Raw genomic sequence first — 25,661 nt, 5'->3', positions numbered from 1 at the left:
CCGGGATGCACGTCGCAGACCGAGCCGGATGTCGATGACCATCGAGGACAACCACCGGAGCAAGGGGCATTGACATGAGCGAACGGGTGCTGGATCGGATCGCCGAAGTTGCGGACCAGCTGCGCCAGCAGGCCTGGGAGGCGGAGGCGCTGGGCCAACTACCAGAGACGACGGTCAAGCAGATGAAGGCGGCCGGATCAATCCGCCTCCTGCAGCCCAAGAAGCACGGCGGTCTCGAAGTACATCCGCGAGAATTCGCCGAGACCGTGATGGCGACGGCGGCGCTGGACCCGGCCGCCGGCTGGGTCAACGGCGTGGTCGGCGTCCACCCCTATCAACTCGCCTACGCGGATCCTCGCGTCGCCGAGGAGGTTTGGGCTGGTGACGTCGACACCTGGGTCGCCTCCCCCTACGCCCCGCAGGGCGTCGCCAAGCCGGTGGACGGCGGATACGTCTTCACCGGTCGTTGGCAGTTCAGCTCCGGCACCGACGCCTGCGACTGGATCATCCTCGGCGCGATGATCGGTGACGCGGACGGAAAGCCGTTGATGCCGCCGCAAATGCTGCACATGATCCTGCCCCGCGAGGACTACGAGATCGTGCCGGACTCGTGGAACGTGGTGGGGCTGCGCGGAACCGGGTCGAAGGACGTCATCGTCAAGGATGCGTTCGTCCCGGCCTACCGGACGATGGACGCGATGAAGGTCATGGACGGCACGGCCCAGCGCGAGGCCGGGATGACCGAGACGCTGTACCTCATGCCGTGGTCGACGATGTTCCCGCTCGGCATCTCCTCGGCGGTGATCGGCATTGCCGAGGGTGCGCTCGCCGCCCATCTGGACTATCAGCGCGAACGCGTCAACTCCAGTGGAGTGGCCATCAAGGACGATCCCTACGTGATGTACGCGATCGGTGAAGCCGCCGCCGACATCAACGCCGCCCGTCAGGAACTGCTCGCCAACGCCGACCGCATCTACGACATGGTCGACGCGGGCAAGGAGGTGTCGTTCGAGGACCGCGCCGCGGGCCGGCGCACGCAGGTGCGCGCCGTCCACCGTGCGGTGTCCGCCGTGGACGAGATCTTCGCGCGCTCCGGCGGCAACGCCATGCGGATGGACAAGCCCCTGCAACGGTATTGGCGTGACGTCCACACCGGCCAGGCGCATGCCATCCACGTTCCAGGCACCGTGTACCACGCCGCGGCACTCAGTTCCTTCGGCGTCGACCCCCAGGGTCCGCTGCGGGCCATGATCTGACGCCTCGCGTCACCACCGAGCAAAGGACCAACCAATGGCACTCATCAAGAGCTTGGGATACGTGAAGGTGCAGACCGCCGACATCGCGCGGTGGCGTCGATTCGCCTTCGACGTACTGGGATTCGCCGAAGGCTCCGGTCCCGACGAGGATGCCCTATACCTGCGAATGGACGAGCGGGCGGCCCGGATCATCGTGGTGCCCGCCGAGACCGATCGCATCGTCACCGTCGGCTGGGAGGTGCGCGACCACGCTGCCATGGAGCGCGTCAAGACGGCCCTCAGTGGCGCCAGCGTGCCGTTCAAGCAGTTGGCGCAGGAGGAGGTCGACGCGCGTCGCGTTGAGGAGGCCATCGCGTTCGACGATCCGGCGGGCAACTCGCTGGAGGTGTTCCACGGCGCGGTGCTCGATCACAGCCCCGTCGTGACACCGTTCGGGGCCAGGTTCGTCACCGGCGCCCAGGGTCTCGGCCACGTGGTACTGCCGGCCGTGGACGTCAACGGCCTGTTCGACTTCTACACCGAGACACTGGGTTTCGTCTCACGTGGCGCGTTTCGGGTGCCAACCCCGCCCGAATACGGACCGGTGCGGGTGCGTTTCCTCGGCACCAACGAACGTCATCACAGCCTGGCGATCTGTCCGGCCATGACCGTGCGGGACCCGGGCCTCATCCACCTCATGGTGGAGGTGGACGGTCTCGACGCCGTGGGGCAGGCGCTCGACCGCGTCAACCGGGACGGCTTTCAGCTCTCCTCCACGCTCGGTCGCCACACCAACGACAAGATGGTGTCGTTCTACGTACGTGCACCCGGCGACTGGGACATCGAGTTCGGCACCGAGGGCATGCGGGTCGACGAAGAGTCCTACACCGCAGAGGAAATCACCGCCGACAGCTACTGGGGCCACGCCTGGGTGAGTGACCTGCCCGCGGCCATGCGCCCATGATCGTGCAGCGGGACGTCACGCCAATCCCCGCCGCATCCGTGCACGGCTGGGATCACGAGGCGGACGTGGTGATCGCCGGCTACGGGGTGGCCGGTGCTGCTGCGGCGGTCGAGGCGACCGCCGCAGGAGCCGACGTACTCGTCGTCGAACGCACCGGATCCTGGGGTGGCGCCGCGGCGATGGCGGGTGGCTTCATCTACCTCGGTGGCGGTACCGCACTGCAAAAAGCCTGTGGCTTCGAGGATTCCGCGGCCGACATGGCGACGTTCCTCAACGCGGCCATGGGCCCGGGGGCGGACGCCGAACGCATCGCCGACTACTGCGAAGGCAGCGTCGAGCACTTCGACTGGCTGGTGAGCTGCGGCGTGCCCTTCAAGGCGGAGTTCTTCGGAGAACCCGGCTGGGAGCCGATGGGCGACCAGGGCCTGATGTACAGCGGCGGCGAGAACGCCCACCCGTTCAACACCATCGCCAGACCAGCGCCTCGCGGCCACGTGCCGCAGATGTCCAACAAGAAGCAGGGCGAGGCGAGTGCCGGCTTCATGTTGATGAAGCCATTGGTGGACACCGCGACCGCCGGGGGCGCGCGCGGCCTGTTCGACGTCCGGGTTCAGAGCCTCGTCGTGGAGACCGACGGCCGGGTCGTGGGAATCCGGGCGCGCCAGTACGGCTCCGAGATCACCGTCCGCGCGCGACGCGGGGTAGTCCTGGCGACGGGGAGCTTCGCCTACGACGACACCATGGTCGCCCAGTACGCGCCGCGGATTGCAGGGCGGCCGGCGGCGTCGATCGAGCAGCACGACGGCCAAGGCATTCGGATGGCGCAGGCTCTCGGTGCGGACCTCGCGCACATGGATGCCACCGAGGTGGCCATCTTCGTCGACCCCCAGCAGCTGGTGCGCGGCATCCTGGTCAACGGCCGCGGGCAGCGCTTCATCGCCGAGGACACCTACCCGGGACGGGTCGGCCAGGCCACGCTGTACCACCAGGACAACGTCGCCTACCTGATCATCGACGGCGCTGCCCAGGAGGCGGCGATGGCTTCGGCGTCTCCGCAGCTGATGATGCGCCCGCCCACCTGGGTGTGTGAGTCGGTCGCCGACCTGGAACGAGAGATGGGCCTCGCACCGGGGTGCCTGCAGAGCACCGTGGCCGCCTACAACGACGCTGCCGAGCGCGGCGAGGACCCGCTGCTGCACAAGAAGCCGCAGTGGCTGAAGCCGATCGGCTCGCCCGTGGGAGCCGTGGATCTGCGCGACAGCACGGGTGGCTTCACCCTGGGCGGCCTGCAGACCACGCTTGACGGGGAGGTGCTGAACGTCAGCGGTCAGCCGATCGCCGGCCTGTACGCCGCAGGCCGTTCGGCATCGGGTTTGGCCGCGTGGGGGTATGCCAGCGGAATCTCTCTCGGCGACGGCAGCTTCTATGGCCGCCGCGCCGGACGGCGCGCCGCCAAGGGCTGATTCGGCCACTGCGTTTCCGCCGCCCGACACGTCGTCCGTGTCGGGCGGCTCCATTTGTGGTCATGTGACAGCAGCCACATCCTTATGCTACAAAATGCTATATCACTAACAGGCATATGTAGCCTGCATCACAGCCGCTGGAGGATGCATGACGATCACGACGCAGCCCGTCGACACCACGACCCCGAACGCCGTCATCGACCGCGTCTCACTCGTGCTTGACGCGTTCGACGGGCCAGGGCGCCTGACCCTGGCCCAGGTAGTGCGACGCACCGGACTACCGCGTTCATCGGCCCACCGGATGCTGGACCGGCTCGTCCAACTGCGGTGGTTGCGCCGCACCGGTCGCGACTACGAGCTCGGCATGCGCCTGGTCGAACTTGGCTCGCTCGCCGTGCATCAGGACCGGCTCCACAAGGCGGCCGCTCCGCTTCTGCAGGAACTGCACCGCGCCACTGGGCTGGTGGTGCACCTCGCCATCCTCGACGGCGCCGACGTGGTCTACCTCGACAAGGTCGGGGACCGACTGGCCACCGCAGTCCCCACCCGGGTGGGGAGCCGCCAACCGGCCCACTGCGCCGCCGTCGGCAAGGCGATCATGGCCTACGACGACCAGCCCGAGGGTGTCGACCTGAGCGTCCGCAAGACCCGGTATTCGATCACCTCGCAGCAGCAACTTGCCGCGGAGCTGGCCAAGGTACGCGCCCACGGTGTCGCGTTCGACCGAGAGGAATCGCTGGCCGGATTCGGTTGTGTCGCAGCGCCCATCGGCGGCCCCGGTGAGGCAGTGGCGGCCCTGTCGGTGTGCGGCCCGATGAACAGGGTGACCTTCGATCAACGCCTGGCCGCCCCCGTGCGCATGACGGCGATGGGAATTTGGCGCAACGTCGAGGACGGCCCGGCGCGGGTCGCCCCGACCCTGCAGCAGATGCGCCCCCTGCGGCCCATCTCAGCCGCGCAGTTCGCGTGAACCTCGACCCTCAAATCGCCGACCTCATCGGCGCGCTGGACGGCGGCTTCCCCCCGGTGCACACCATGACCGGCGCGCAGGCCCGGGCGACGATCCGATCGAGGTTCGTGGTGGACTCCGATCCTGAGCCCGTGGGATCGGTCACCGACACACACGTGGCGGGTCCCGGCGGTGACATCCCGATTCGCATCTACCGCCCAGTGAGCGATTCCGCTGCACTGCCGGTCGTCGTGTACGCCCATGGGGGCGGATTCGTGTTCTGCGATCTCGACAGCCACGACGGAATGTGCCGTGACTTGACGAATCGCACTGGGGCGGTGTTCATCTCGGTGGAGTACCGACTAGCTCCGGAGAATCCGTGGCCTGCGGCCGCCGAGGACGTCCTTGCCGTCACCACATGGGTAGCCGACTGCGCGGACGTGCTCGGCGTCGACGCCGACCTCATCGTCGTGGGCGGGGACAGTGCCGGCGGCAACCTTGCCGCCGTTGCCGCGCTGATGGCGCGCGATCGCGGCCGACCCTCACTCGCCGCTCAGCTGTTGCTCTATCCGGTCATCGCCGCAAGCTTCGACACCGAGTCCTACCAACGGTTCGGCACCGGTTACTACAATCCCAAGCCGGCGCTGCAGTGGTATTGGGACCAGTACGTGCCCAACGATTCGGACCGGTCCCACCCCTACGCGTCGCCACTGACCGCGAATCTCGAAGGCCTACCACCCGCGGTGGTCGTGTTGGCGGGTCACGACCCCCTACACGACGAGGGCGTGGCCTACGCAGACGCGTTGGCCGCGGCCGGGGTCGTCGTCACGCGGTGCCCGTTCGAGGGCGGCATCCACGGCTTCATGACGATGCCGATGTTGGAGCTGGCGCACCATGCTCGGGCAGAGGTGAGCGCCGCTCTGCTGCAACAGCTCCTGCCGTCGCCGGCGCGCTGACCGAACCGTAGCGCTGCTCGGGATCGAGCACGCAGTGAGTGCGCCCGAACACCGTCACCATGCACTTGTTGTTGTGCGTGCAGCGGCTGCGCGTGCCGGGCTCGGCGATCATGGCCGCGACGAGGCCGGGTTCGCGCAACAGTGCCCGGCCCATCGCCATGAAGTCGAAGCCCTCGCGCACCCCGGTATCGAGGTGCTCGCGGTTGGTGATGCCGCCCAGCAAGATCAATTTGGTCCGACGCATCACGGGCACGAACTGGCGCGCCGCAGGCAGCATGTACAGATCCTCGTACGGATAGCTGCCCATCGCCCACTTCCCCACCAAGCGCAACGGCATTCGCATCGCCGGCGGCATCACCTTCGCGAACTCCTTGACGGGAACGTCGCCGCGAAAGAGGTACATCGGCTTGAACACCGAGGACCCCTGCGTCAGCTCGACGGCGTCGAGCGTGGCGTCCGAATCGAGCAGCTGTGCGGTGCGTAGCGCCTCGTCGATCCAGATGCTGCCCGGCAAACCGTCGTCCATGTCCAATTTGGCGATCACCGCGATGCGCTTCCCTACGACGTCGCGCACCCGTTGGGCGATCTCGCGCACGAACCGCGAGCGGTCGTCGATGTCACCGCCGTACTCGTCCTTGCGGCGGTTGAGCAGCGGGCTCAGAAACGAGCTCGGCAGATACAGGTGTCCGAAGTGCAGTTCGACGGCATCGAAGCCGGCGGCAACCGCCACCTGTGCCGCATCGCCGAATTGATCGACGACCGAACGAATTTCGTCGCGGGTGATTTGTCGGCAATAGGCCATCGACGCCGGATTGACGAACCGGCTTGGCGCAACCGGGGTGACACCGGTGAGTCGCTTGTGCGCCACCACCCCGGCGTGCCCGAGTTGGGCCGAGATCGCTGCGCCTTCGGCGTGCACGGCGTCGGTCAGACGCTTCAGCCCAGGCAGCGCCGACGCGCTCATCACGATCTGCCCCGGTGCGCTGGCCGCCTCCGGCGAGACACCGCAGTACGCCACCGTCGTCATGCCGACCCCACCGCGCGCGAATCCGACGTGAAAGTCGATCAGGTCATCGGTCACCACACCGTGCGGTGAGCGGCCTTCGGACGTCGCGGCCTTGATCACGCGGTTGCGGAGTGTCACGGGACCAAGTCGGGCGGGGCTGAACGGGTCTGGCACCTCGGCGTTGCTCATCGGTCCACTGTGGGCCGGAGCGACGCCGAACGTCGACGCCGTCCCGATGGGCGGGAGCGCGAGCGTCGAACCGTCGGTGTACTCCTAGTGTTCGACTCGTGACCGGTGAGGTGTACGTCGTCGACCGCGTGATCACCAAACCGGGCTGCGCGAGGAGCTTCGTCAATGCCTACCTCTCCGAATACGCCCCGGGCGCACGACGGCGGGGCATGACGCTGCGCGACGTACTCGTCAGTCCGCCAATCTGGTTCGACGATCAAGTCAACACGATCACCGTCACCTGGTCGCTGCCCAGCCCGCAGGCCTGGTGGGAGATGACCTGGGAGGGGCGCCCCGACCCCACCATCGCGCAGTGGTGGACAGGCGTCGAGGGGTTGATCGACGAACGCACGCGCGGCGTGGCCGCCGCCGCCACCGACGTCGACGGACTCTGCGATGTTTAACGTCATCCGGCTGATTCACACCACGCAGCGCGACCGCCTGCTGGCCGCCGTACGCGAGGCCACCGCAGAGATACCCCTTGCCTTGGCCGAGCCGACGCTGCCGGGCAGCCGCAACGGCGGTGACATCCTCGTCCAGATCCGGTTCGATGACGAAACTCTCTGGAAGACAGTTGAACCCGAACTCGATGCAGTGATCGACGACGCCTCCGTGACTCACGTCGACGGCGTCACCTATCGGGGTTCACCGGTGGTGTCCGAGCGCACGCCCGGAACGGTGTTTCGAGCGTTGTTGGTTCGAGTGTGGCCCGAGACCGACGGCGCGACGGTGGCCCGGTTCGAAGATGACCTGCGGCTGCTGACGCGATACGTCTCGACCATCACAGAATGGCAGCTCAGCCCCGTCGAATCGGCCGTGGGGGCAAGCGTGTGGACTCATGTGTTCTCCCAGCGGTTCACCGACGTGGACGGTCTCGTGGGGCCCTACCTCATGCACCCGATCCACTGGGCACACGTCGACCGCTGGTTCGATCCGGAATGCCCGGGCTACATCGTCCGCGACCGGGTCTGCCACAGCTTCTGTGCGATGCCCGCACCGCACTGACGTCACGCCCAATGAATGCGTGGCCCAGGGAGTTGGCTCTTCACTCCCCCGTCGACGCCATCGGTCCTCGCGGCCTACCCCGTCGTTTTACCCGACAGGTGCCCTGACATCACGGAAGACTCGGGCCTGACGTCAGCGTCGCGACGATCAGCTCGAACCCGGTACGCAGAGCCCTCTCGAGCATGTCGAAGTCGCCGCTGTCCACCCAGTACACGTAGGCGTGCCGACAGACCTGGATCACCAGCTGGGCAGGCAGCGTGCGACCGAACGGATCCGAACCTAGATCGAAGCGCGCCGCCAAGAACTCCGAGATGGGTTCGGCCAGATCCTCACCCCAATCCAGCCAGCGCAGTCGGTACTGGGGATCGGCGATCATCAGTGCCATGAAGCGGCGGCCCATCTCCACTTCTCCGCGCTTCGCGAGCTCGCTACCAAAGGCCTCGATGAAGGTGTCGACCGCGTCGCCGGTGGCTGGGGATTGTTGCAGCACTTGAATACTGAGCACGCCAAACTGACGGAACAGCGGCATCACGACATCCTCCTTGGCCGGGAAGTGGCGATGGAAGGTGCGTGGCGCAATGCCGACGGTCTCGCAGATCCGCTCGACGGTCGCTGCGGTCGAACCGTCCGCCAGGAAGAGGTCACGCGCCGCGACGGCGATGGTCATGCGAAGCTCTTCGGCCCGGCGCTCGGTCAGCGTCGGCCGACTCGGTGCGCTCACGTGCAGCTCCTCGAGGGTTGGGTGTCCACCCAGTGAGACACCGCGTTCCGCGGGCCACAACCTGTAACTACGGTCACACCTGTCAGATTCTGACAGACAGCCAGATTATGCCTTCGCCCGGGGTGCCACCGCAGCGAAGTCAGCCGACCGCCACTCAGAGGAGGGCCAACATGTCCACCGAGACAACCGAATTGAACTATGACGACTACACCCACGACTTCATGGGCAAGGTCGGCAACATAGGGGACTTCTCCCGCGACTTCCTCCTCGGGCAAGCCCGCGTCTTCGAAGACGTCCTGAACTTCATGCCCTACGCACACGTCGCCACCTACTCCAAGTTCGTCGGCGTCAACGCGGCCATGGACGTGGCCGCTCAGGTGTCGAGAGCCGGCATGCGTCAGGTGATGCCGATGGGGCGCTTCATCGCCCCACCCGGGTGGGATTGGAAGAATGCTCAATACCAGGCCATCCCGTTCGACGTGCAGACCGAGGATCTGAACAAGGAGGCCCTCATTCGGCTGATTCAGACGTACTGGGATCAATACCTCAAGGGCCACAACTACTTCATCGACCAGTGGACGAAGATCATCCCAGAAGAGGACGTCTGGCTCGGCCTGCCCGGCATGTATGAACTCATCATCGACTACCAATATCCGAAGCTGGCGAAGGTGCTCAAGATCGAGCCCGAGCACGTCGTGGACTACCTGAAGTTGGCCGTGCTGAGCATCGACGGCACCCTCGGTTACGGGGGCGAGTACATCGTCATCAACGAAGACTACGTCGTGCTGAACATGCGTCGCTGCGAGGTTCTGCAGAAGTACACCGACGAGGGCCTCTACCCACCCAAGCGCGCCTGGATGAACTGCACGTTCGAGCAGCGGATCTCGGCGCCGTTCTTCCCGACCTGCAAGCTGGACATCAACCTGCCGCCGTCCGATTTCACGTTCGCGCAGAACGAGCCCTTCTGCGTCTGGACCTATACCAAGGGTGAACAGAACCACGAGGCCGCGGCGGAAGCGCCCAACCCACGCGAAAGTGCGATGAAGCGGATTCCGCTCATGACGGTCTGAGCGCGGCCGAAGGTACGGTTGTCCGCGGTCGCTCTCGGACGATGTGCACGACAACCGTACTTTCGGCGCGTTACAGACCCGCGGGCAGGATGTTGGGATTGGCCGTCGCCGACGGTTCGAGCGCGGGTAGCACCGTATGACCGTCGAGGGTGTGGACGGGCAGCTGCTGAGACCACGGGTAGTGCAGGCTGAACGCCACCAGACCGGTCCGCTCGGCAGCGGGCAGGTGACACATGGCCAACACGGTCTCCGCGAGGTACTCCACCGGTTCGGTCGGAAAGTCGTCCGGAATCAGTTGCGCCGCACCGGGTGTTCGGATTGCCGACGACGGGCCCACGCAGTTGACGGCGATGTTCGCGTCGAGCACCTCGGCGGCCACACCCTGGGTGAACCGATGCAGGGCCGCCTTCGCCGAGGCATAGATGACGTCGCCGGCGGTCTTGTTGTAGTCGCGGTAGGGCCGAACCGGGGCAACGCCGGTGACCGAACCGATGTTGACGATCCAGCCCGCACCCTGCTTTGCCATCTGCGGGATCGCAGCGCGGATCAGCACGAACGGGGTCCGCAGGTAGTGCTCCAGGGTGCGGGTGAACGTCTCATCGGTCATGTCCTCGATCACCGAGTAGTCGGCGAATCCTGCGTTGTTGACCAGAATGTCGATACGTCCGGTCTCATCGAGCACGCGATCGACGAGGTTGTCCCGCTGCCCGGCGTCTTCGAGGTCGGCCGCGACTCCGATCGCCCGGCCGCCCGCCTTCTCGATCAGGGCGACGGTCTCCCCGATCGTGCCGGGCAACGCCGTCGTGTCTCCCCCGCGGATCGACGGAGACGGCGTGTGCGACCGCGCCGTCACCACGACGGTCGCCCCCTCGGCGGACAGCCGTTGCGCAATCGCGCGCCCGATCCCCCGGCTACTGCCCGTCACCAATGCGGTTCTGCCAACTAACTTTCGACTCATCGCAGCAGGAAGTCCTCTTCGACGGGCGCCCGGTGCTCGCTCCACAGGTCGACGAGGCGAAACGGTGTGGCCACGACGACGCGGCCAGACCCGGAGCGGTAGTAGGTATGCGCATTGGGCGTGTGACACCACACCGTGCGCGCCATCGCTTCGTCGATCGACTCGACGTACTCCCGGTAGGCCTTCTCGGTGACCTCGATGGTGCGGGCGCCACGCAACGCCATCAACTGCAGGCATTCGATGACGTAGTGCGACAGCACTTCCATGGCGAAGTTCGCACCGGCACCGTGCCCGGGGCTGTAATTCGGCGCCGAGTTGACGAACAGGTTCGGAAAGCCGGGGACCGTGCCACCGCGGTAGGACCGCGGGCTGTCGCCCCACACGTCGGCCAGCGCGATTCCGTCACGACCGCGGATGTCCACGGTGGAGAGGAAGTCCAGGTGATACCCGGTGGCATAGATGATGACGTCGAGATCGAGTTGGCGACCATCTTGGGTGACGATGCCGCTGGCGTTCACGCTGGCGGGTTCGGTTGCCTCGACGTCGACGTGGTCGCGGGTCAGCGCAGCGTAGTAGCCGCCGGGATCGCGGATGATGCGCTTGCCGTAGGGCGCGAAGTCGGGCGTCACCTTCTTCGCCAACTCCGAGTCGGCGCCGAAGGTTTGGGCGATGTACTGCTGGCACATCTGCAGAAGGACGTCGTTGGCGGGCGATATCGACAGATGGGTCTTCGACCATTCCTCGTCCTGAAGGATGATCGGGTAGTTGTTGTCCGCGGTACCCCAGTAGGACTTCAGGCGGTGCCACTTCGTGTAGTGCGGCAGTCGGCTGCCCAGGTATCGACGGTGCTCGGGGACGTCGTCAGTCAGTCGCTTTCGCGGTGCTACCCAGTGGGGCTGGCGCTGGAACACCGTGAGGTGCTCGACCTGATCGACGCAGGCGTCGACGATCTGCACGGCGGTGCAACCGGCGCCGATGATCGCCACCCGCTTACCAGTGAGGTCGAGCTCGGGGTCCCACAGTGCGGAGTGAACGCTGGTGCCGGCAAACGTGTCTCGGCCCGGCAGATCGGGCCACCGGGGCCGGTTCAGGTACCCGGCGGCGGTGACGACGACGGTGGCATGACTGATCTCGCGGGTGCCGTCCGCCGAGACGGAGTGGATCTGCCAGTGCTGCTGCTCCTCGTCCCACCACAGGGCTTCTACCTCGGTCTCGAAGCGGGTGTGCTCACGCAGCCGGTGTTTGTCGGCCAGCGCCACCAGGTAGGCCTGGTACTCCGCGCCCTGTGGGTAGTAGTTGCTCCAGCCGGGGTTCACCTCACGCGACAGCGAGTAGTAGGCCGACGGGGTGTCCACCCCGATACCGGGGTACTTCGTGGTGAGCCAGGTGCCACCGACCTCGGCGTTGCGTTCGAAGATCTCATAGGTAACCCCGGCTTCGGCGGCGCTGAGTGCGGCGTTGATGCCGGCGAGGCCCGCACCGATGATCGCCACGGTCATCGTGCTGGGGATGGCCGTGGTGCGCGGAAGCGTTGGTGTGAATGGCCGGAAACCACTCTGCTCGAACAGAAGTGGCACTTGTTCGTCATCGACCTCCGATCCGAGCACGACCGGCACCAGCCGGGTGAAGGATGCGAGGTCCACCTCCGGGATCGTCTCGGACGAAGACGCGGCGCGCAACGCGTCCACTATGGCGTCGGCCAACCTGGCCGCAGTGTCGGCGTCGGTGACGCCGGCACGTTCGGGCGGGTCGGGCACGTAGGTGATCTTCGGCCCGAACTCGTCGACCACCGATGAGTCACCGGTGAGCTGCGCCAGCACTGCCACCAAGACACCCGAGTCGGCCAGCAACAGATTGGCCCGGAGCTCGTCGGGGTCCGTGTCGGCGATCAGCTCGGCATCGATCGGAGAGGCGGTGGTCATGGCACCGAGTATCGGAGAGCCTGGGCTGCACGGAGATCGCGATGCCTACTCAGTGGGAGGCGATCCGATCAACCCGGACAACGCCTCTAGTGTTCGCCCCATGCAGCATGCGCACGATGGCGAGACGAACGCCCTGATCGCGCGGGCTCGCCAGAACGGTCTCGGCGACATTCCCCGACGATCGGCACGCCGCCAACCCGACAAGGTCGCGATCATCGACGGGGATGTCATGCTGACCTTCGCGGAGTTCGACCACCTGGTCAGCCGGGCAGCCGCCGCACTGTCCGACCACGGGTTGGCACCGGGCGACCGCGTCGGTCTGCTCGCTCGAAATTGTTGGCAATACGCGGTCCTGGCGTTCGCCACGGCGAGAGCAGCAGTGGTGCTCGTACCGATCAACTTCATGCTCACCGCCCAGGAGATCGGCTTCATCCTGGACCACAGCAAGGTCAGCGGGCTGATCGTCGAATCCGCCCTGACACCGGTGGCCGAGCAGGCGATGCACCTCGGCGGTGCAGTCACCACCCGGGCTGCCCTGGTACCGGTCGGACAGATCGCGCCGGCCGGATGGGACGACTTCGCGCAATGGATGGAAACCACCAGCGAGACACCCAACCCCGACGTCGACGACGACCAACTGGTGCGGTTGATGTACACCAGCGGCACCGAATCGCGGCCCAAGGCCGTGATGCACAGCAGCCGTAGCCTGATGTGGCAATACGTCAGCACCATCGCCGCCGGAGCGATGACCGGCGACGACGTCGAGGTGCATTCGCTGCCGCTCTATCACTGCGCCCAGCTGGACAACTTCCTCGCCACCGACATCTACCTTGGCGCCACCAGCATCATCGTCGCCAAGCCCGACCCCGAACTGGTGCTGCGCACGATCGAACGCCACGGTGTCACCAATTACTTTGCGCCGCCGACGGTGTGGATCAGCCTGTTGCGCAGCCCGATCTTCGACGACGTCGATCTGTCGACTCTGCGCAACGGGTACTACGGAGCCTCGGCGATGCCAGTCGAGATCCTCGGCGAGATCCGCGAGCGGCTGCCCCAGCTGAGGCTGTGGAACTTCTACGGTCAGACCGAGATGGCGCCACTGGCCTCGGCACTGGGACCCGACGAGCAGGACGCTCATGCCGGAGCGGCCGGCCGGCCGGTCGTCAACGTCGAGACCACGATTCTCGACGAGGACAACGTCCCGGTTCCGGTCGGGACGGTCGGTGAAATCGCCCATCGCAGCCCGCATCTGATGCTGGGTTATCTCGATGATCCGGTCAAGACGGCCGAGGCATTCGACGGCGGCTGGTTCCATTCCGGGGACCTCGGCTTCTATGACGAGCACGGCCTACTGCACGTCGTGGACCGCAAGAAGGACATGATCAAGACCGGCGGGGAGAATGTGGCCAGCCGCGAGGTCGAAGAGGTGCTCTACCGTCATCCCGGGGTGCAGGAGGCCGCCGTGTTCGGGCTGCCGCATCCGGTGTGGGTGGAGGCCGTGGTGGCCGCCGTCGTCCTTCGCGAGGGACTGACCCCGACCGAGGACGACATCCTCCTTCACTGCCGCGCCGAACTCGCCGGGTTCAAGACCCCGAAGAACGTCTTCTTCGTCGACGAACTACCGAAGAACCCGAGCGGCAAGCTGCTCAAGAGGACGCTGCGGGAGCGGTTCGCCCTCGAATCCACCCGCCACTGAGAGGAATTTCACGTCGTGTACAAGGGACGCATCGCGCGGTTCGACGCGCCGGGCACACCGTTTCAGGTCGAGACGGTGAGTTTGCCAGAAGTCGCTGCCGGTCAGATCCTCATCAGGGTGATCCGGGCCAACATCTGCGGCTCGGACGTCCATGCCTGGCACGGGACCTTCGCCACCCGCGGTCTCGGGGGTCAATTACCCACGGTGTTGGGACACGAGATGGTCGGCGCGGTGGAGGCGCTCGGGGACGGCGTCACCGCCGATTCCAATGGTTCGCCACTCGACGTCGGCACTCGGGTGGTGTTTCCGTACTTCTTCTCCTGCCACACCTGCCGCAACTGCCTGGCCGGCCGGCGCAATGCGTGCCTGAACCTCAAGATGGCGATGCTGGGGCGTGCCGATGAGCCGCCCTACTTCGTGGGCGGTTACGGCGACTACTTCCTCCTTCCGGCGGGAGCCGTCGTCTACACCGTGCCCGACACCATCTCCGACGACGTTGCCGCTGGCGCCAATTGCGCTCTGTCACAGGTGATGTACGGACTCGAGCGGGTCGATCAGCAGCTCGGTGAGCACGTCGTGGTGCAGGGCGCCGGCGCACTGGGGCTCTATGCCGTCGCGGTCGCCAAGGCCCGCGGCGCAGGACGGGTCATCGCCATCGACGGCGTGCCGGAACGTCTGGAACTCGCCACCGCCTTCGGCGCGGACGCCGTCGTCGACCTCAACGCCGCGGCAACACCGAAGGAGCGAATCAAGGCCGTCCGCGCGCTCACCGACGGCCAGGGCGCCGACGTGGTCGTGGAGGTCGTAGGGCACCCGTCGGCCATCGAGGAGGGTCTTCAGATGCTCGGTCAGTTTGGCCGATACGTGGAGATCGGCAACATCAACATGGGCAAGACCTTCGACTTCGATCCGTCGCGGTTCGTCTTCGGCAACAAGACGATGGTCGGGGTCTCGCTCTACGACCCCGCCGTCCTATCCCGCGCGCTGACGTTCCTCGCGCAGCATCAACATACCCTCCCGCTGGACCGCCTCGCCGCCGCCAGCTATTCGCTCGACGACATCAACGAGGCCTTCGCCGCCGCAGAGGGCAAGCGCGACGTACGCGCAGCGATCGTGCCCTGAACCTGCTGACGAAGCCGATTACCCACCGAGAGCTACGAGGACGATGATCAACGACTACACGCGCACCGCTCTACTCCTCAACGGGCAGTGGATGAATTCGGACGGCCGCGACACGATCGAGGTCGTCGATCCGGCCACCGAGCGGGTCATCGGAAGCGTGCCTGCGGGCACGGTCGCGGACGTCGACGCCGCGGTTGCCGCAGCAACGGACGCCTTCGACCCGTTGGTCACGATCGCGGAGCGACGCGAGCGGGTCGCCACCGTCATCGCCGCGATGGAGAAGCGGCTGCCCGAGATCGCCGAGGCCATCACCGCCGAGATGGGCGCTCCGGTGCGCATCGCCCAGGGCGTCCAGACGCAGGTGCCCCTTGCGGTGGCCCGTGGCTTCGCCAAGGTTCTTGACTCCTTCGAATTCGAAGAGCGAGTGGGCAATTCGCTGGTCTTGCGCGAGCCCTACGGGGTGGTCGGTGCCATCACGCCATGGAACTACCCGCTCTACCAGGTGGTCGCCAAGGTGCTTCCGGCGATCGCCGCCGGCTGCACCGTGGTGCTCAAGCCCAGCAACGAAGCCCCCCTGTCGGTATTCGAGTTCGCCGACGCCGTCAACGAAGCCGGTCTCCCTCCTGGCGTGCTCAACCTGGTGTCGGGCCCCGGCGCAGTCATCGGTGAACGCCTCGCTCAGCACCCCGACGTGGACATGGTGTCCTTCACCGGTTCCACCGGAGTCGGTGCCCGCGTGGCCGAATTGGCCGGGCGCGCAGTGAAGAAGGTAGCGCTGGAACTCGGCGGCAAGTCGGCCAACGTCATCCTCGAGGGTGCCGACCTGAAGACGGCGGTCAAGGTTGGGGTGGGCAACGCATTCCTCAACGGCGGCCAGACCTGCATGGCGTGGACGCGGATGCTCGTTGCGCGATCCCAGTACGGCGAGGCACTCGATCTCATCGAAGCTGCCGTCGCGCGCTACACCGTCGGGGATCCCTGGGATCCGGCCACCCGCATCGGACCGTCGGCCTCGGCATCGCAGTTCAGGTCGGTGAGGGGTTTCATCGAGCGCGCCCAGCGCGACGGTGCACGGCTTCTCACGGGGGGTGCCGAACAGGTTCGAGACGTCGGATACTTCCTTGCTCCAACGGTATTCGCCGACGTTGACCCCAACTCCGAGCTCGGACAGGAAGAGGTGTTCGGTCCCGTCCTCGCGGTCATTCCGTTCGACGGGGAAGATGAGGCGCTCGAGATCGCCAACGGAACCCCCTACGGGTTGGCCGGTGCCGTGTGGGCCAAGGACACCGACACCGCCGTCGCGTTCGCCCGGGGCGTGCAGACCGGTCAGCTCGACATCAATGGTGGTGCGTACAACCCGATCGCCCCCTTCGGCGGCTACAAGAAATCGGGCATCGGTCGCGAACTCGGGCGTGCGGGCTTCGAGGAGTTCCTGCAGACCAAGTCCCTGCAGTTGCCGGAGCCGGCGTGACCGGCCCACTGGACGTCACCGCCCACGGGGCGACCAGCGTCTGGACCATCGATCTGCCGCACGTCGGCAACGCCATCACCGATACCGAGTTCATCGCGGCCTTCGAGGCCGCCGTGCACACCGCCAATGCCGACACCGACGTCCGGGCCGTCATCCTCACCGGGGCAGGCAAGATCTTCTCGGCAGGCGGCAACGTCAAGGAGATGGCGGACAACCAAGGCATGTTCGGCGTGAGTGCGCTCGATCAGCGCCGCGCCTACGTCGATGGCATTCAACGCATTCCGCGGGTCTTGGCTCGCCTGGAGGTACCGCTGATCGCGGCGGTCAACGGGGCTGCCATCGGAGCTGGTTGCGACCTGGCGATGATGTGCGACATCCGCGTCGCGTCCGAACGCGCCTCGTTCGCGGAGAGCTTCGTGCAGATCGGACTCATCCCAGGCGACGGCGGAACGTGGTTCCTGCCCCGGGCGATCGGCTACGAGCGGGCCGCCGAGATGACGTTCACCGGCGATCGCATCGACGCGCAGACCGCGCTGGCCTGGGGAATGGTCAGTCGCGTCGTGGCGCACGACGAACTCCTCACCGAGGCCCACGCTCTCGCGGACCGCATCACCAAGAACCCCACCCACGCCCTGCGCATGGCGAAACGGCTGATGCAGGAGTCTCGCACCGGGGCCTTGGAGTCCACGCTGGGCATGGCCGCGGCCATGCAGCCGCTGGCACACCGCGACCCCGAGCACGAGCAGCGGATCAGCCGCTGGCGGAGCGCGGAATGACACTCCCCCGGTTGGTGCCGTCGGCCACGCTCGAGTCGTCGGCCACCGACGACCTTCGCCGCGAGGTCAGAGGTTTCGTCGACGAACAGCTGGCCGCCGGTACTTTCACCCCGTCGGTGGACGGCTGGCTGGCGGGGTGGGACGAGGACTTCAGCGCCGCGCTCGCCGTTCGCGGCTGGCTCGGCATGACCGTGCCGAAGGAGTATGGCGGACATGGCCGTTCGTTCCTCGAGCGGTTCGTCGTCGCGGAGGAACTCTTGGCCGCCGGAGCTCCGGTGGCCGCGCACTGGATCGCGGATCGGCAGATAGTTCCCTCGTTGCTGAAGTACGGCACCGACGTGCAGAGGCGACGGTTCCTGCCCGGCATCGTGGCAGGCACGTGCTTCTTCGGCATCGGCATGAGCGAGCCGGACTCGGGTTCGGACCTCGCCAGTGTGCGCACTCGGGCGGTCCGGGTCGAGGGTGGCTGGTCGCTGACGGGCACCAAGGTGTGGACCTCTGGCGCACACCGCGCCCACGCCTTCATCGTGCTGGCCCGGACGGCTCCGGTCGATCCGGCCCACCGGCACGCCGGACTCAGCCAGTTCATCGTGGACCTCACCGGCCCTGGCGTCGACGTCCGTCCCATTGTCTCGATGAACGGAGCGCATCACTTCAACGAGGTCATCCTCGACGACGTCGTCGTCCCCGACGAGATGGTGTTTGGCGAGATCGGCGCGGGGTGGCAACAGGTCACCTCCGAACTGGCCTTCGAGCGCAGCGGGCCCGAACGGTTCCTGTCGTCGTTCGTGGCGCTCGCCGCCGCCGCCGACCAGACGGCGAAGGGCGCGTTCGGTCGGACCAACGAGCTGGGCAGACTGGTGGCGCGCGTGGCGGGTCTTCATCAGATGTCCACCGCCGTGGCCACTGCGCTGGAGCGTCACGAACCCGCCGACGTCTCGGCCGCGGTGGTCAAGGTGCTCGGTACCACCACCGAAGGCGACATCGCCGAGTTCGCGGACTGCCACGATGACGGCGCCGATGCCGTCTTCGCCGACCTGGTCTCAGCGGCGATGGATCAACGGCCGGGCTTCACCCTTCGCGGGGGAACCAACGAGGTGCTGCGTGGCGTGATCGCCCGCGGATTGGGGATGCGATGACCACTGTGGAGAGCTCGCCGGCAGCCGTCGATCCAGCCCTGACCGAGATGATGGACGCCGTCTTCGGCGCCCACCGCGAGACCCGGCCGGACACCGCCGCCGTCGAACGCGACGAGACGCTGTGGCGGCAGCTCGAGGATCTCGGATTGGTGCGGCTGACCGGTCCGGAATCCGACGGCGGCAGCGGCGCCGGCTGGTTGGAGGCTGTGGAACTGTTGGGAGCTGCCGTCCGCCACGGAGTGCGAATTCCCCTGGCGGAGCACGACCTCCTGGCGTGCTGGCTGCTCGATGCCAATGGGATGGCATGCGACGACGCGGTGCGCACCGTGGCCGTGCTCGACGACGACGGAATGTCCGCAGGGGTGCCATGGGCTCGCGGTGCGGACCGCATCGTCGTCGTGTGGCGTGTCGACGGTGAGTACCGCGCGGCCGATGTGGCCGCGGCCGCGGTGCGGATCTCGGCGGGGACCAACTCGATCGGCGAGCCGCGAGACTCGGTGACCGTCGACGTGTCACTACTCGACGGAGTGCCGGTACCCGCCGCACTAATCGACCAGTTGATGCGCAGGGCGGCACTGGTGCGGGCGATCCAGGTGTGCGCGGCGCTGGACCGCATCGTCGAGCTGTCGATCGAACACGCGAGTACGCGTGTTCAGTTCGGCCGCGCGCTATCGAAGTTTCAGACGATCCAGAATCTCATCTCGGACAGCGCCGCCGAGTCGGCGTTGGCCCGGTCGGCGACCGAGGCAGCGCTCACCGCAGCAGTCGCCGACGGATGGGCCTCCGACCGGCTCGACTTCATGATCGCGGTCGCGCGCTCGTGTGCCGGGCACGCCGCGTCGGTGGTGGTACGCAACGGCCACCAGATTCACGGCGCGATCGGCACCACCCGTGAACATCGGCTCCACGAATTCACCAGGTCGGCGCTGGCGTGGCGTTCGGACTACGGGTCGGTAGACCGATGGGACTCGGTGGTGACCGATGCGACGCTCCGCGTCGGAGGCCGCGGACTGTGGAGCCTCATCACCGGGTGAGATGTTCCACTGATCGGGCATCGGCGGTGGCACCGTCGGCTCGGTCGCGTTGACTCGTCCCCATGAGCAACGAGATCACGCTGTCCGAGGTCCAGGAGTTCCTCGCCGAATTCTGGTTCCACTACGACCAGGGCCACTTCGCCGAGCTGGCCACCCGCATCGCCGACGACATGACCTACGTCAGCCGATCCGACTCCGGCAACTGCGCATTCGAGCATCTGCTCGCCGCCGAACTCGACGGTGGCCCTGAGACGTTGGCCTGGCTGACCGAGCACCGCAACGAGAACCCCTACCCCCTGCGTCACCACACCACGAACGTCTTTCGCACCGGCACCGACGGCGACGTCACCCGGGTCCGCTTCTACCTCTACGTCAACCAAATCACCAACTCGGTGCCGTTCGACGTGTCCAGCGGCGTCGTCGACGCCGGAATCCGCCGCGGTTCGGACGGATTGACGTTGACGTCGTTGTACGTCGTACTCGATGCGGAGGATTCGGTGCCCTTCGCCCAGTACAGCGCCGGTGCCACTGCAGCGGCGACCCCGTAGCCCCATGGGTGCACGCGACGTCTTCAGCGGCGGAGTAGCCGTCATCACCGGAGCCGGTGCCGGCATCGGCGCGGGCTTGGCCCGCCACGCCTCGCGGCTCGGCATGACCGTGGTCATCGCAGACGTCGATGCGGACGCGGCGGCCCGCCTGCGCGACGAACTCGTCGCTGCCGGAGGGTCGGCGCACGCGCACGGCTGCGATGTGCGGGATCCCGAGGCGGTGACGGACCTGGCCGAGCGCACCCACCGCGACGTCGGCAACGTGCGGCTGCTGGTCAACAACGCCGGCGTCGAGCAGTTCGGATATCTGTGGGATACCCCGCTGGCCAACTGGAACCGCGTCGTGGACGTCAACATCAACGGCGTGTTTCACGGTGTACGGGCGTTCCTGCCCATGATGCTGAAAAGCCCTGAGCAGTCGTGGGTCTGGAATCTCTCCTCGATCGGCGGCGTAGCCGTCGTCCCACTGCAGGCGCCCTACATCATGAGCAAGCATGCAGTCCTCGCGCTGACCGAGTGTCTTCGCCTCGAGGTGGAACTGGCCGGCCACGATCACCACGTCCACGTTCAAGCGGTGCTTCCTGGCGCAGTGGTGTCCAACATCTTCGAATCCGCCGGCGGCGTCAGCGACGGTGACGTCGCGGCCGCAGAATCACAACGGACCGCCATGCTGGACATCAAGGCCGAGGCGATGGACCCGATCGCCGCCGCCGAGGTGGTCTTCGAACAAGCCGCCGCGAACCGCTTCTACCTGTTGACCCAACCCGAGTACGTCGGTTCCGCCATGACCGAGCGGGCCACCACGCTTGCGACGCAACGTCCCCCGATCCTGCGCACCAAGAAGCGCTTCGAACCGGCCGAGCACTGACGGTGACCGCGTCCTCGCTAGATCCCGACGCAGCGGCCCGAGTCGCAGCGTTCGGCGTCGTGCCGCCGATGCGTCAACGAGGTCTGGCAGAGGTCAGACACGGCCTCGAATCGGCGCCTCTGCCCGACGACATGCCACCCATGGTCGCCGTCGACGACCGTTCCATCCCAGGCGTCTCCGGTGACATCGGGCTGCGCATCTATCGTCCCAGCCGTGCCGAGAACGGTCCGGTCGTCGTCTACTTCCACGGCGGCGGGATGGTGCTGGGCTCCAACCATTCCTTCGAACCCCTGGCCAGGATGCTCGCCGTCGCCAGCGACTCGACGGTGGTGTCGGTCGACTACCGCCTGGCTCCGGAGAATCCGCCCCCGGCTCAATTCGATGACGCCTACGCCGCGACGGCGTGGGTCGCCGACAACGCCGAGCAGCTCCACCTCGACCGGTCCCGGGTGGCGGTCGCAGGGGATAGCGCAGGCGGATCACTGGCTGCCGCAGTGGCCTTGGCCGCCCGCGACCGCCGCGGACCCGCCATCTTCGCGCAGGTGCTGATGTACCCGGGGCTCGACCGCGACATGGCCACATCGTCGATCACCAGCCAGCCCGACGCCCCGTTCCTCTCGCTGGACGACATCAACTACATGCACGACCTCGCCGACGGTGGGGCTGGAGCACCACACGACGCCTACCGCGTTCCCGCCTACGCGGCTGACCTGTCCAATCTGCCGCAGACGATATTGCTGACCGCAGGCTGCGACCCGATCCGGGATTGGGGCGAGCGGTTTGCCGCGCGCCTCCGGGACGCCGGCGTGCAGACCACGCTGACCCGTTATCCCGGTGTGTATCACGGCTTCCTGATGCGCGCGGATGCCACCGCACGCGGCCGGCTGGCCATCGCGGAGACCGGTGCCCTGTTACGGGCGAAGTTTGCCCACCAGCTCGAGTTTTGACGACGTCGTTGCGCAGATAGACCTCCCAGCCACCGGACAGCCCGACGCTGGCGTCACGAGTTCTGGCTCACAATCGCTTTCAACTGAACGACTGCGCTCAACAGAACGACTAAAGGAGACGACATGCTCACCGACGAACGCCGGATGGAACTGTCCAACGTGCTGCGTCCGGCGGCGGCGCCGCGGGAGATCGACGCCGTGTACACCGACGATCAGCGCCAGCGACTCCTCGACGTGGTGCGCAAGGATGGCCCGTGGAATCTGATCATCGCCCAGCACTTTGCCTCGGCAGATGAGTTGATGGCCACCATGAGTGGGGCGTTTCCCGAGGGCTTCACGCCGTCGCTCGACCTGTTCCTGACACCCACCTTCCGGGGCTATCTCGCCAACTACGGCACGGTGCTCTACCCCGAGCTGCACGACGTGTTCTACAACGAGCAATTCCTGGAGATGGCGAAGTCCTACTGGGGTGCCGAATACGCCAAGCCCGAAATGATGTTGTTCAACATCAACGGACCGTGTGCCAATCGCGATCCCGGCCACCTGGATTCGCCGAGTTTCCGTGGGGTGCGCCACGAGAACGCCCCCACCTGGTTGTGCAGTGTCATGGGCAAGTCGGGTCTGTTCACCGACTACCTGATCAAGATGGCTCAGGTCATCACGTGGTTCTCCCATGACGAGGGTAGTGGCTTCACCTACTGGCCCGAGGGGCCCCTCAAGGAGCCTCGGCGCCTGGTGCCCCCGGTCTACAACCGCGGGGTCGTAGTGCAGAACGAGATGATGGTTCACCGCGGTGAGGCCAACGGTCCAGTGGAGCAACAGGTTCCAGCAGGTTTGGCCTTCGACACCGTCTTCGCCGGCGACCCGGCCGATCGCGACGGTTGGGTGCTGCGAAACGGCGACGAGGTGATCGCTCGGCACCACACCGACGATCTGCGCTTCCTGGTGCACTGGTCGGCCGAGGTGTTCTCCGACTACGACGAACTGAAGAAGAACATGGACGCGTCAGACGACCTGACCATCGACAAGGCGATCGACATGCTCGTCGACAACCTGGCCAAGACCGGCACGAAGCTCGACATCCCCAGCGCACCATTGCACGACCCGGAGTTCATCGGCGCCCTGAACTCGGCGTATGACCTCGGCGGACCTACGACGTACCCGCAGGAAGCACCACTCAGCGCATTCCAGCTGGCTTGACCCGAGAGGACTGACACATGCAGCGTTTCACCGACCGCAAGATCATCGTCACCGGCGCAGGCTCGGGGATCGGCGCGGCGACCGTGGCGCGGCTCCTCGACGAGGACGGCACGGTGGTGGCGTGCGACGTGTCCGAAAGCGGGCTGGCCTCGACGGCGGCCGCCGCCGACGAGGCCGGCACGGGCAAGCGGCTCACCACCGCAGTCCTCGACGTGTCCTCCGAGGCCGCGGTGGCCGAGGCCGTCGACGCGGCGGTGGCCGACCTCGGCGGCCTCGACGTCCTCATCAACGCCGCGGCCATCCAGCGGTGCGCGCACACCCACGAACACACGCTGTCGGACTGGAACGACACCCTGGCCATCAACCTGACGGGGACGTTCCTGATGACCCGGCGGGCACTGCCCGCCCTTCTCGACTCGGGGCACGGCGTGGTGGTCAACTTCACCTCCACCGCTGCATCCTTCGCCCACCCCTACATGTCGGCGTACGCCGCGAGCAAGGGCGGGGTGCTGGCGTTCACCCACGCGCTGGCACTGGAGTACTCCAAGCAGGGCCTTCGTGCCGTCAACGTCCAACCAGGCGGAGTGGCAACGTCTTTGGCAATGAGCACCCTCGACAAGATGCCCGAGGGATACGACATCGGCTTGTGGGGCAAGCAGACTCCTCTCCTGACCGCGGCCGATGGCGGCGTGCTCGGCGAACCCGCTGCGGTGGCAGCGGTGGTCGCCATGGTGGCCTCCGACGACGGTCGGTTCATCACCGGCACGGAGATCCGGGTCGACGGCGGCGCGCACGCCTGATGGTCGGCGAGGTGCCCGTCGGGCTCGCCCAGCTGTTGGACGAACGCGACATCCACCGGGCGCTGTCCCGCTTCGCCCGCATCGCGGATGCCAAGCGTTTCGACGACCTGGGCGAGGTGTTCGCCGACGACGTCACCTTCGACTACGGGACGGGCGAGGACGCGCACGGCATCGAGACGTTACGGGAGCTGCTGCGCCGTCACCTCGAAAAGTGTGGTGGCACCCAGCATCTGATCGGCAGCGTCCTGGTGGACGTCGACGGTGATCGTGCGACCAGCCGCGCCTACGTCCAGGCCCGCCATCAGCGCACCGGCGATTTCGTCGGTCCGGTGTTCGACTCCAGCGGTGAGTACACCGACCGCTGGGAACGACGCGCCGAGGGTTGGCGCATCGTGCGGCGCGATGCGACATGGGCAACGAACACCGGGGACCCCGGCATTCTGGCCATGACGGCTCCGAGCTAGTCCGAGGTCCCAGGTGGTGACGCCTTCGGATGGATGAACACGCCGTGAGCGTGCACCGTGGGACCGTTCCCGTCGCCGATCTCCCCCACCGCGAAGGTCTTCACGCCCTCGACGCGGTCCACCCACGCCTCTGCGCGCAGCGGGCCCAACCGCGTGCCCCTCACGTACCGCAAAGTCAGGGTGCCGGTCACCGCGGGCCGACCCGGTTGGTGGGCGGTAGCTCCGAGGAGGTGATCCAACACGAGCGCGCAGATACCGCCGTGCACGTGCCCTGCCGGACCCTCGTACTGCGCACCGAGGACGAACTCCGACCACACTCGACCCTCGGCTTCGTGATGGACGACCAGTGGCGGCGCGACGGGATTCCGGGTGCCGATCACGACGTTGCCGAGCGCGCCCACCCGACCGTCGGGTGCCGTTCGTACTCCGAACGAGCCGGGCACGAGGGCCGTCCCGAGCCGATCGCTCGCCTCCTCCACGAGATGCGTCGCGTCGAGCACCGCCGCGGCGTCGACCTCCGTCCGGATGGTGAGGTCGATGAGCCGGCGCACGGCGACGGTCAACGGCTCGTACGCCGCAGCCAAGGGATCCGGATCATCCATGAACGGTGATGCCACCGTAGCCGCCGCGGTAGAACAGCAGCGGGTGCCGGTCGGCGTGCGCGTGCAGGCCGGTGACCCGGGCGACGACGATGCTGTGATCGCCTGCCAGGTGCTCGAATTCGACGTCCGCCTCGATCGACGCCAACGCTCCGTCGAGAACGGGGCAGCCGTTGTCCCCCGCCGCCCACGACACGTCGGCGAACTTGTCCGCACCCGACGTGGCGAACCTGGCACAGATCGACCGCTGGTCGACGGCGAGGACGTTGATGCACACCGCACCCCCAGTTCGGATCTTGGGCCAGCTCGACGAGGTGTGCGCTGGGCAGAACGACACGTATGGGGGGTCCAGCGACACCGATGTCACCGATTGGCACGCGAAGCCATGCGGACGGGTGCCGTCGCGCCCGGTGATGACGGCCACGCCCGTGCAGAAGTGGCCGAGCACGGCGCGCATCGTCGCTGGGTCCGGTGGGCTGATCACCCGGGCATCGGACTGCTCGTGCTGGGAAGTACTCAT

At 66.8% G+C, this 25,661-nt stretch carries 26 protein-coding genes; 20 read left to right on the top strand and 6 right to left on the bottom strand.

What is annotated here, in order from left to right:
- The first annotated feature begins 74 nt into the window (after positions 1 to 74).
- The 5 genes from H7J06_RS25035 to lipP1 all read left to right on the top strand — a co-directional run bounded on the left by H7J06_RS25035 (position 75) and on the right by lipP1 (position 5,567).
- Positions 75 to 1,256, top strand: a complete 1,182-nt coding sequence (locus H7J06_RS25035; protein WP_264042095.1) for an acyl-CoA dehydrogenase family protein — start codon at positions 75 to 77, stop codon at positions 1,254 to 1,256.
- Positions 1,257 to 1,290: 34 nt separating this feature from the next.
- Positions 1,291 to 2,199 (top strand): biphenyl-2,3-diol 1,2-dioxygenase, encoded by a 909-nt coding sequence (gene bphC / locus H7J06_RS25030; protein WP_264042094.1) that lies wholly within the window; start codon positions 1,291 to 1,293, stop codon positions 2,197 to 2,199.
- Entirely contained in the window at positions 2,196 to 3,662 is a 1,467-nt protein-coding gene (locus H7J06_RS25025) for an FAD-dependent oxidoreductase (RefSeq protein WP_264042093.1), read from the top strand. Before bphC ends, H7J06_RS25025 begins: the two co-directional genes overlap by 4 nt.
- Before the next feature lie 148 nt (positions 3,663 to 3,810).
- Positions 3,811 to 4,632 carry an IclR family transcriptional regulator gene (locus H7J06_RS25020; protein ID WP_264042092.1) on the top strand — a complete coding sequence of 274 codons (822 nt, stop codon included), beginning with the start codon at positions 3,811 to 3,813 and terminating at the stop codon, positions 4,630 to 4,632.
- The gene (gene lipP1, locus H7J06_RS25015) at positions 4,629 to 5,567 is read left to right on the top strand and encodes a LipP1 family hormone-sensitive lipase (protein WP_264042091.1); all 939 of its coding nucleotides are present in this window, start codon (positions 4,629 to 4,631) and stop codon (positions 5,565 to 5,567) included. The genes H7J06_RS25020 and lipP1 overlap by 4 nt, the downstream gene beginning before the upstream one ends.
- Here the strand turns inward: lipP1 and H7J06_RS25010 are convergent.
- Positions 5,473 to 6,762 carry an NADH:flavin oxidoreductase gene (locus tag H7J06_RS25010; protein WP_264042090.1) on the bottom strand — a complete coding sequence of 430 codons (1,290 nt, stop codon included), beginning with the start codon at positions 6,760 to 6,762 and terminating at the stop codon, positions 5,473 to 5,475. The two genes, lipP1 and H7J06_RS25010, sit on opposite strands and share 95 nt — an antisense overlap.
- Positions 6,763 to 6,860: 98 nt before the next feature.
- On the opposite strand from H7J06_RS25010, the gene H7J06_RS25005 reads away from it, so the two are divergent.
- Together H7J06_RS25005 and H7J06_RS25000 are read left to right on the top strand one after the other, a co-directional pair.
- Positions 6,861 to 7,205 (top strand): hypothetical protein, encoded by a 345-nt coding sequence (locus H7J06_RS25005; RefSeq protein WP_264042089.1) that lies wholly within the window; start codon positions 6,861 to 6,863, stop codon positions 7,203 to 7,205.
- Positions 7,198 to 7,806, top strand: coding sequence for a Dabb family protein (locus tag H7J06_RS25000; RefSeq protein WP_264042088.1), 609 nt, complete (start codon positions 7,198 to 7,200; stop codon positions 7,804 to 7,806). The genes H7J06_RS25005 and H7J06_RS25000 overlap by 8 nt, the downstream gene beginning before the upstream one ends.
- 109 nt (positions 7,807 to 7,915) lie before the next feature.
- On the opposite strand, the gene H7J06_RS24995 is transcribed toward H7J06_RS25000, so the two are convergent.
- Positions 7,916 to 8,473, bottom strand: coding sequence for a TetR/AcrR family transcriptional regulator (locus H7J06_RS24995; protein WP_264042087.1), 558 nt, complete (start codon positions 8,471 to 8,473; stop codon positions 7,916 to 7,918).
- Between the two features lie 224 nt (positions 8,474 to 8,697).
- Between H7J06_RS24995 and H7J06_RS24990 the strand changes: the two genes are divergently transcribed.
- Positions 8,698 to 9,597: a hypothetical protein gene (locus H7J06_RS24990; protein ID WP_264042086.1), complete on the top strand. Its 900-nt coding sequence runs from the start codon at positions 8,698 to 8,700 to the stop codon at positions 9,595 to 9,597.
- 70 nt (positions 9,598 to 9,667) lie between these two features.
- Here H7J06_RS24990 and H7J06_RS24985 read toward each other — a convergent pair whose 3' ends face one another.
- Positions 9,668 to 10,555 (bottom strand): SDR family NAD(P)-dependent oxidoreductase, encoded by an 888-nt coding sequence (locus H7J06_RS24985; RefSeq protein WP_264042085.1) that lies wholly within the window; start codon positions 10,553 to 10,555, stop codon positions 9,668 to 9,670.
- Complete coding sequence (locus H7J06_RS24980; protein WP_264042083.1) at positions 10,552 to 12,477, bottom strand: flavin-containing monooxygenase; 1,926 nt, start codon at positions 12,475 to 12,477, stop codon at positions 10,552 to 10,554. The genes H7J06_RS24985 and H7J06_RS24980 overlap by 4 nt, the downstream gene beginning before the upstream one ends.
- A 100-nt stretch (positions 12,478 to 12,577) precedes the next feature.
- On the opposite strand from H7J06_RS24980, the gene H7J06_RS24975 reads away from it, so the two are divergent.
- From H7J06_RS24975 to H7J06_RS24920, 12 genes are all read left to right on the top strand, one after another.
- Entirely contained in the window at positions 12,578 to 14,173 is a 1,596-nt protein-coding gene (locus tag H7J06_RS24975) for an acyl-CoA synthetase (RefSeq protein WP_264042081.1), read from the top strand.
- A gap of 15 nt (positions 14,174 to 14,188) precedes the next feature.
- Complete coding sequence (locus tag H7J06_RS24970) at positions 14,189 to 15,295, top strand: zinc-binding dehydrogenase (RefSeq protein ID WP_264042080.1); 1,107 nt, start codon at positions 14,189 to 14,191, stop codon at positions 15,293 to 15,295.
- Between the two features lie 43 nt (positions 15,296 to 15,338).
- A complete protein-coding gene (locus tag H7J06_RS24965; RefSeq protein WP_264042079.1) occupies positions 15,339 to 16,766 on the top strand; it encodes an aldehyde dehydrogenase family protein in 1,428 nt (475 codons plus the stop codon).
- Positions 16,763 to 17,542: a crotonase/enoyl-CoA hydratase family protein gene (locus tag H7J06_RS24960; protein WP_264042078.1), complete on the top strand. Its 780-nt coding sequence runs from the start codon at positions 16,763 to 16,765 to the stop codon at positions 17,540 to 17,542. Before H7J06_RS24965 ends, H7J06_RS24960 begins: the two co-directional genes overlap by 4 nt.
- Positions 17,539 to 18,681 (top strand): acyl-CoA dehydrogenase family protein, encoded by a 1,143-nt coding sequence (locus H7J06_RS24955; protein WP_264042077.1) that lies wholly within the window; start codon positions 17,539 to 17,541, stop codon positions 18,679 to 18,681. The genes H7J06_RS24960 and H7J06_RS24955 overlap by 4 nt, the downstream gene beginning before the upstream one ends.
- Positions 18,678 to 19,715 (top strand): acyl-CoA dehydrogenase family protein, encoded by a 1,038-nt coding sequence (locus tag H7J06_RS24950; protein ID WP_264042076.1) that lies wholly within the window; start codon positions 18,678 to 18,680, stop codon positions 19,713 to 19,715. Before H7J06_RS24955 ends, H7J06_RS24950 begins: the two co-directional genes overlap by 4 nt.
- Positions 19,716 to 19,777: 62 nt before the next feature.
- Positions 19,778 to 20,263, top strand: coding sequence for a nuclear transport factor 2 family protein (locus H7J06_RS24945; RefSeq protein WP_264042075.1), 486 nt, complete (start codon positions 19,778 to 19,780; stop codon positions 20,261 to 20,263).
- A 4-nt stretch (positions 20,264 to 20,267) separates the two neighbouring features.
- Positions 20,268 to 21,131 (top strand): SDR family oxidoreductase, encoded by an 864-nt coding sequence (locus H7J06_RS24940; RefSeq protein WP_264042073.1) that lies wholly within the window; start codon positions 20,268 to 20,270, stop codon positions 21,129 to 21,131.
- Positions 21,132 to 21,133: 2 nt separating this feature from the next.
- Entirely contained in the window at positions 21,134 to 22,078 is a 945-nt protein-coding gene (locus tag H7J06_RS24935; protein ID WP_264042072.1) for an alpha/beta hydrolase, read from the top strand.
- Between the two features lie 123 nt (positions 22,079 to 22,201).
- Positions 22,202 to 23,278 (top strand): hypothetical protein, encoded by a 1,077-nt coding sequence (locus H7J06_RS24930; protein WP_264042071.1) that lies wholly within the window; start codon positions 22,202 to 22,204, stop codon positions 23,276 to 23,278.
- Positions 23,279 to 23,295: 17 nt separating this feature from the next.
- Positions 23,296 to 24,078, top strand: a complete 783-nt coding sequence (locus H7J06_RS24925) for an SDR family NAD(P)-dependent oxidoreductase (protein WP_264042070.1) — start codon at positions 23,296 to 23,298, stop codon at positions 24,076 to 24,078.
- 11 nt (positions 24,079 to 24,089) lie between these two features.
- The gene (locus H7J06_RS24920; protein ID WP_264042069.1) at positions 24,090 to 24,542 is read left to right on the top strand and encodes a nuclear transport factor 2 family protein; all 453 of its coding nucleotides are present in this window, start codon (positions 24,090 to 24,092) and stop codon (positions 24,540 to 24,542) included.
- Here the strand turns inward: H7J06_RS24920 and H7J06_RS24915 are convergent.
- Together H7J06_RS24915 and H7J06_RS24910 are read right to left on the bottom strand one after the other, a co-directional pair.
- Complete coding sequence (locus H7J06_RS24915; protein ID WP_264042068.1) at positions 24,539 to 25,144, bottom strand: PaaI family thioesterase; 606 nt, start codon at positions 25,142 to 25,144, stop codon at positions 24,539 to 24,541. The two genes, H7J06_RS24920 and H7J06_RS24915, sit on opposite strands and share 4 nt — an antisense overlap.
- Entirely contained in the window at positions 25,137 to 25,661 is a 525-nt protein-coding gene (locus H7J06_RS24910; protein ID WP_264042066.1) for a flavin reductase family protein, read from the bottom strand. Before H7J06_RS24910 ends, H7J06_RS24915 begins: the two co-directional genes overlap by 8 nt.

Source organism: Mycolicibacterium hodleri (assembly GCF_025822245.1).
Lineage (GTDB): Bacteria > Actinomycetota > Actinomycetes > Mycobacteriales > Mycobacteriaceae > Mycobacterium > Mycobacterium hodleri.
Note: the sequence above shows the minus strand (reverse complement) of the source record. Positions and strands in the feature narration are given on the sequence as shown.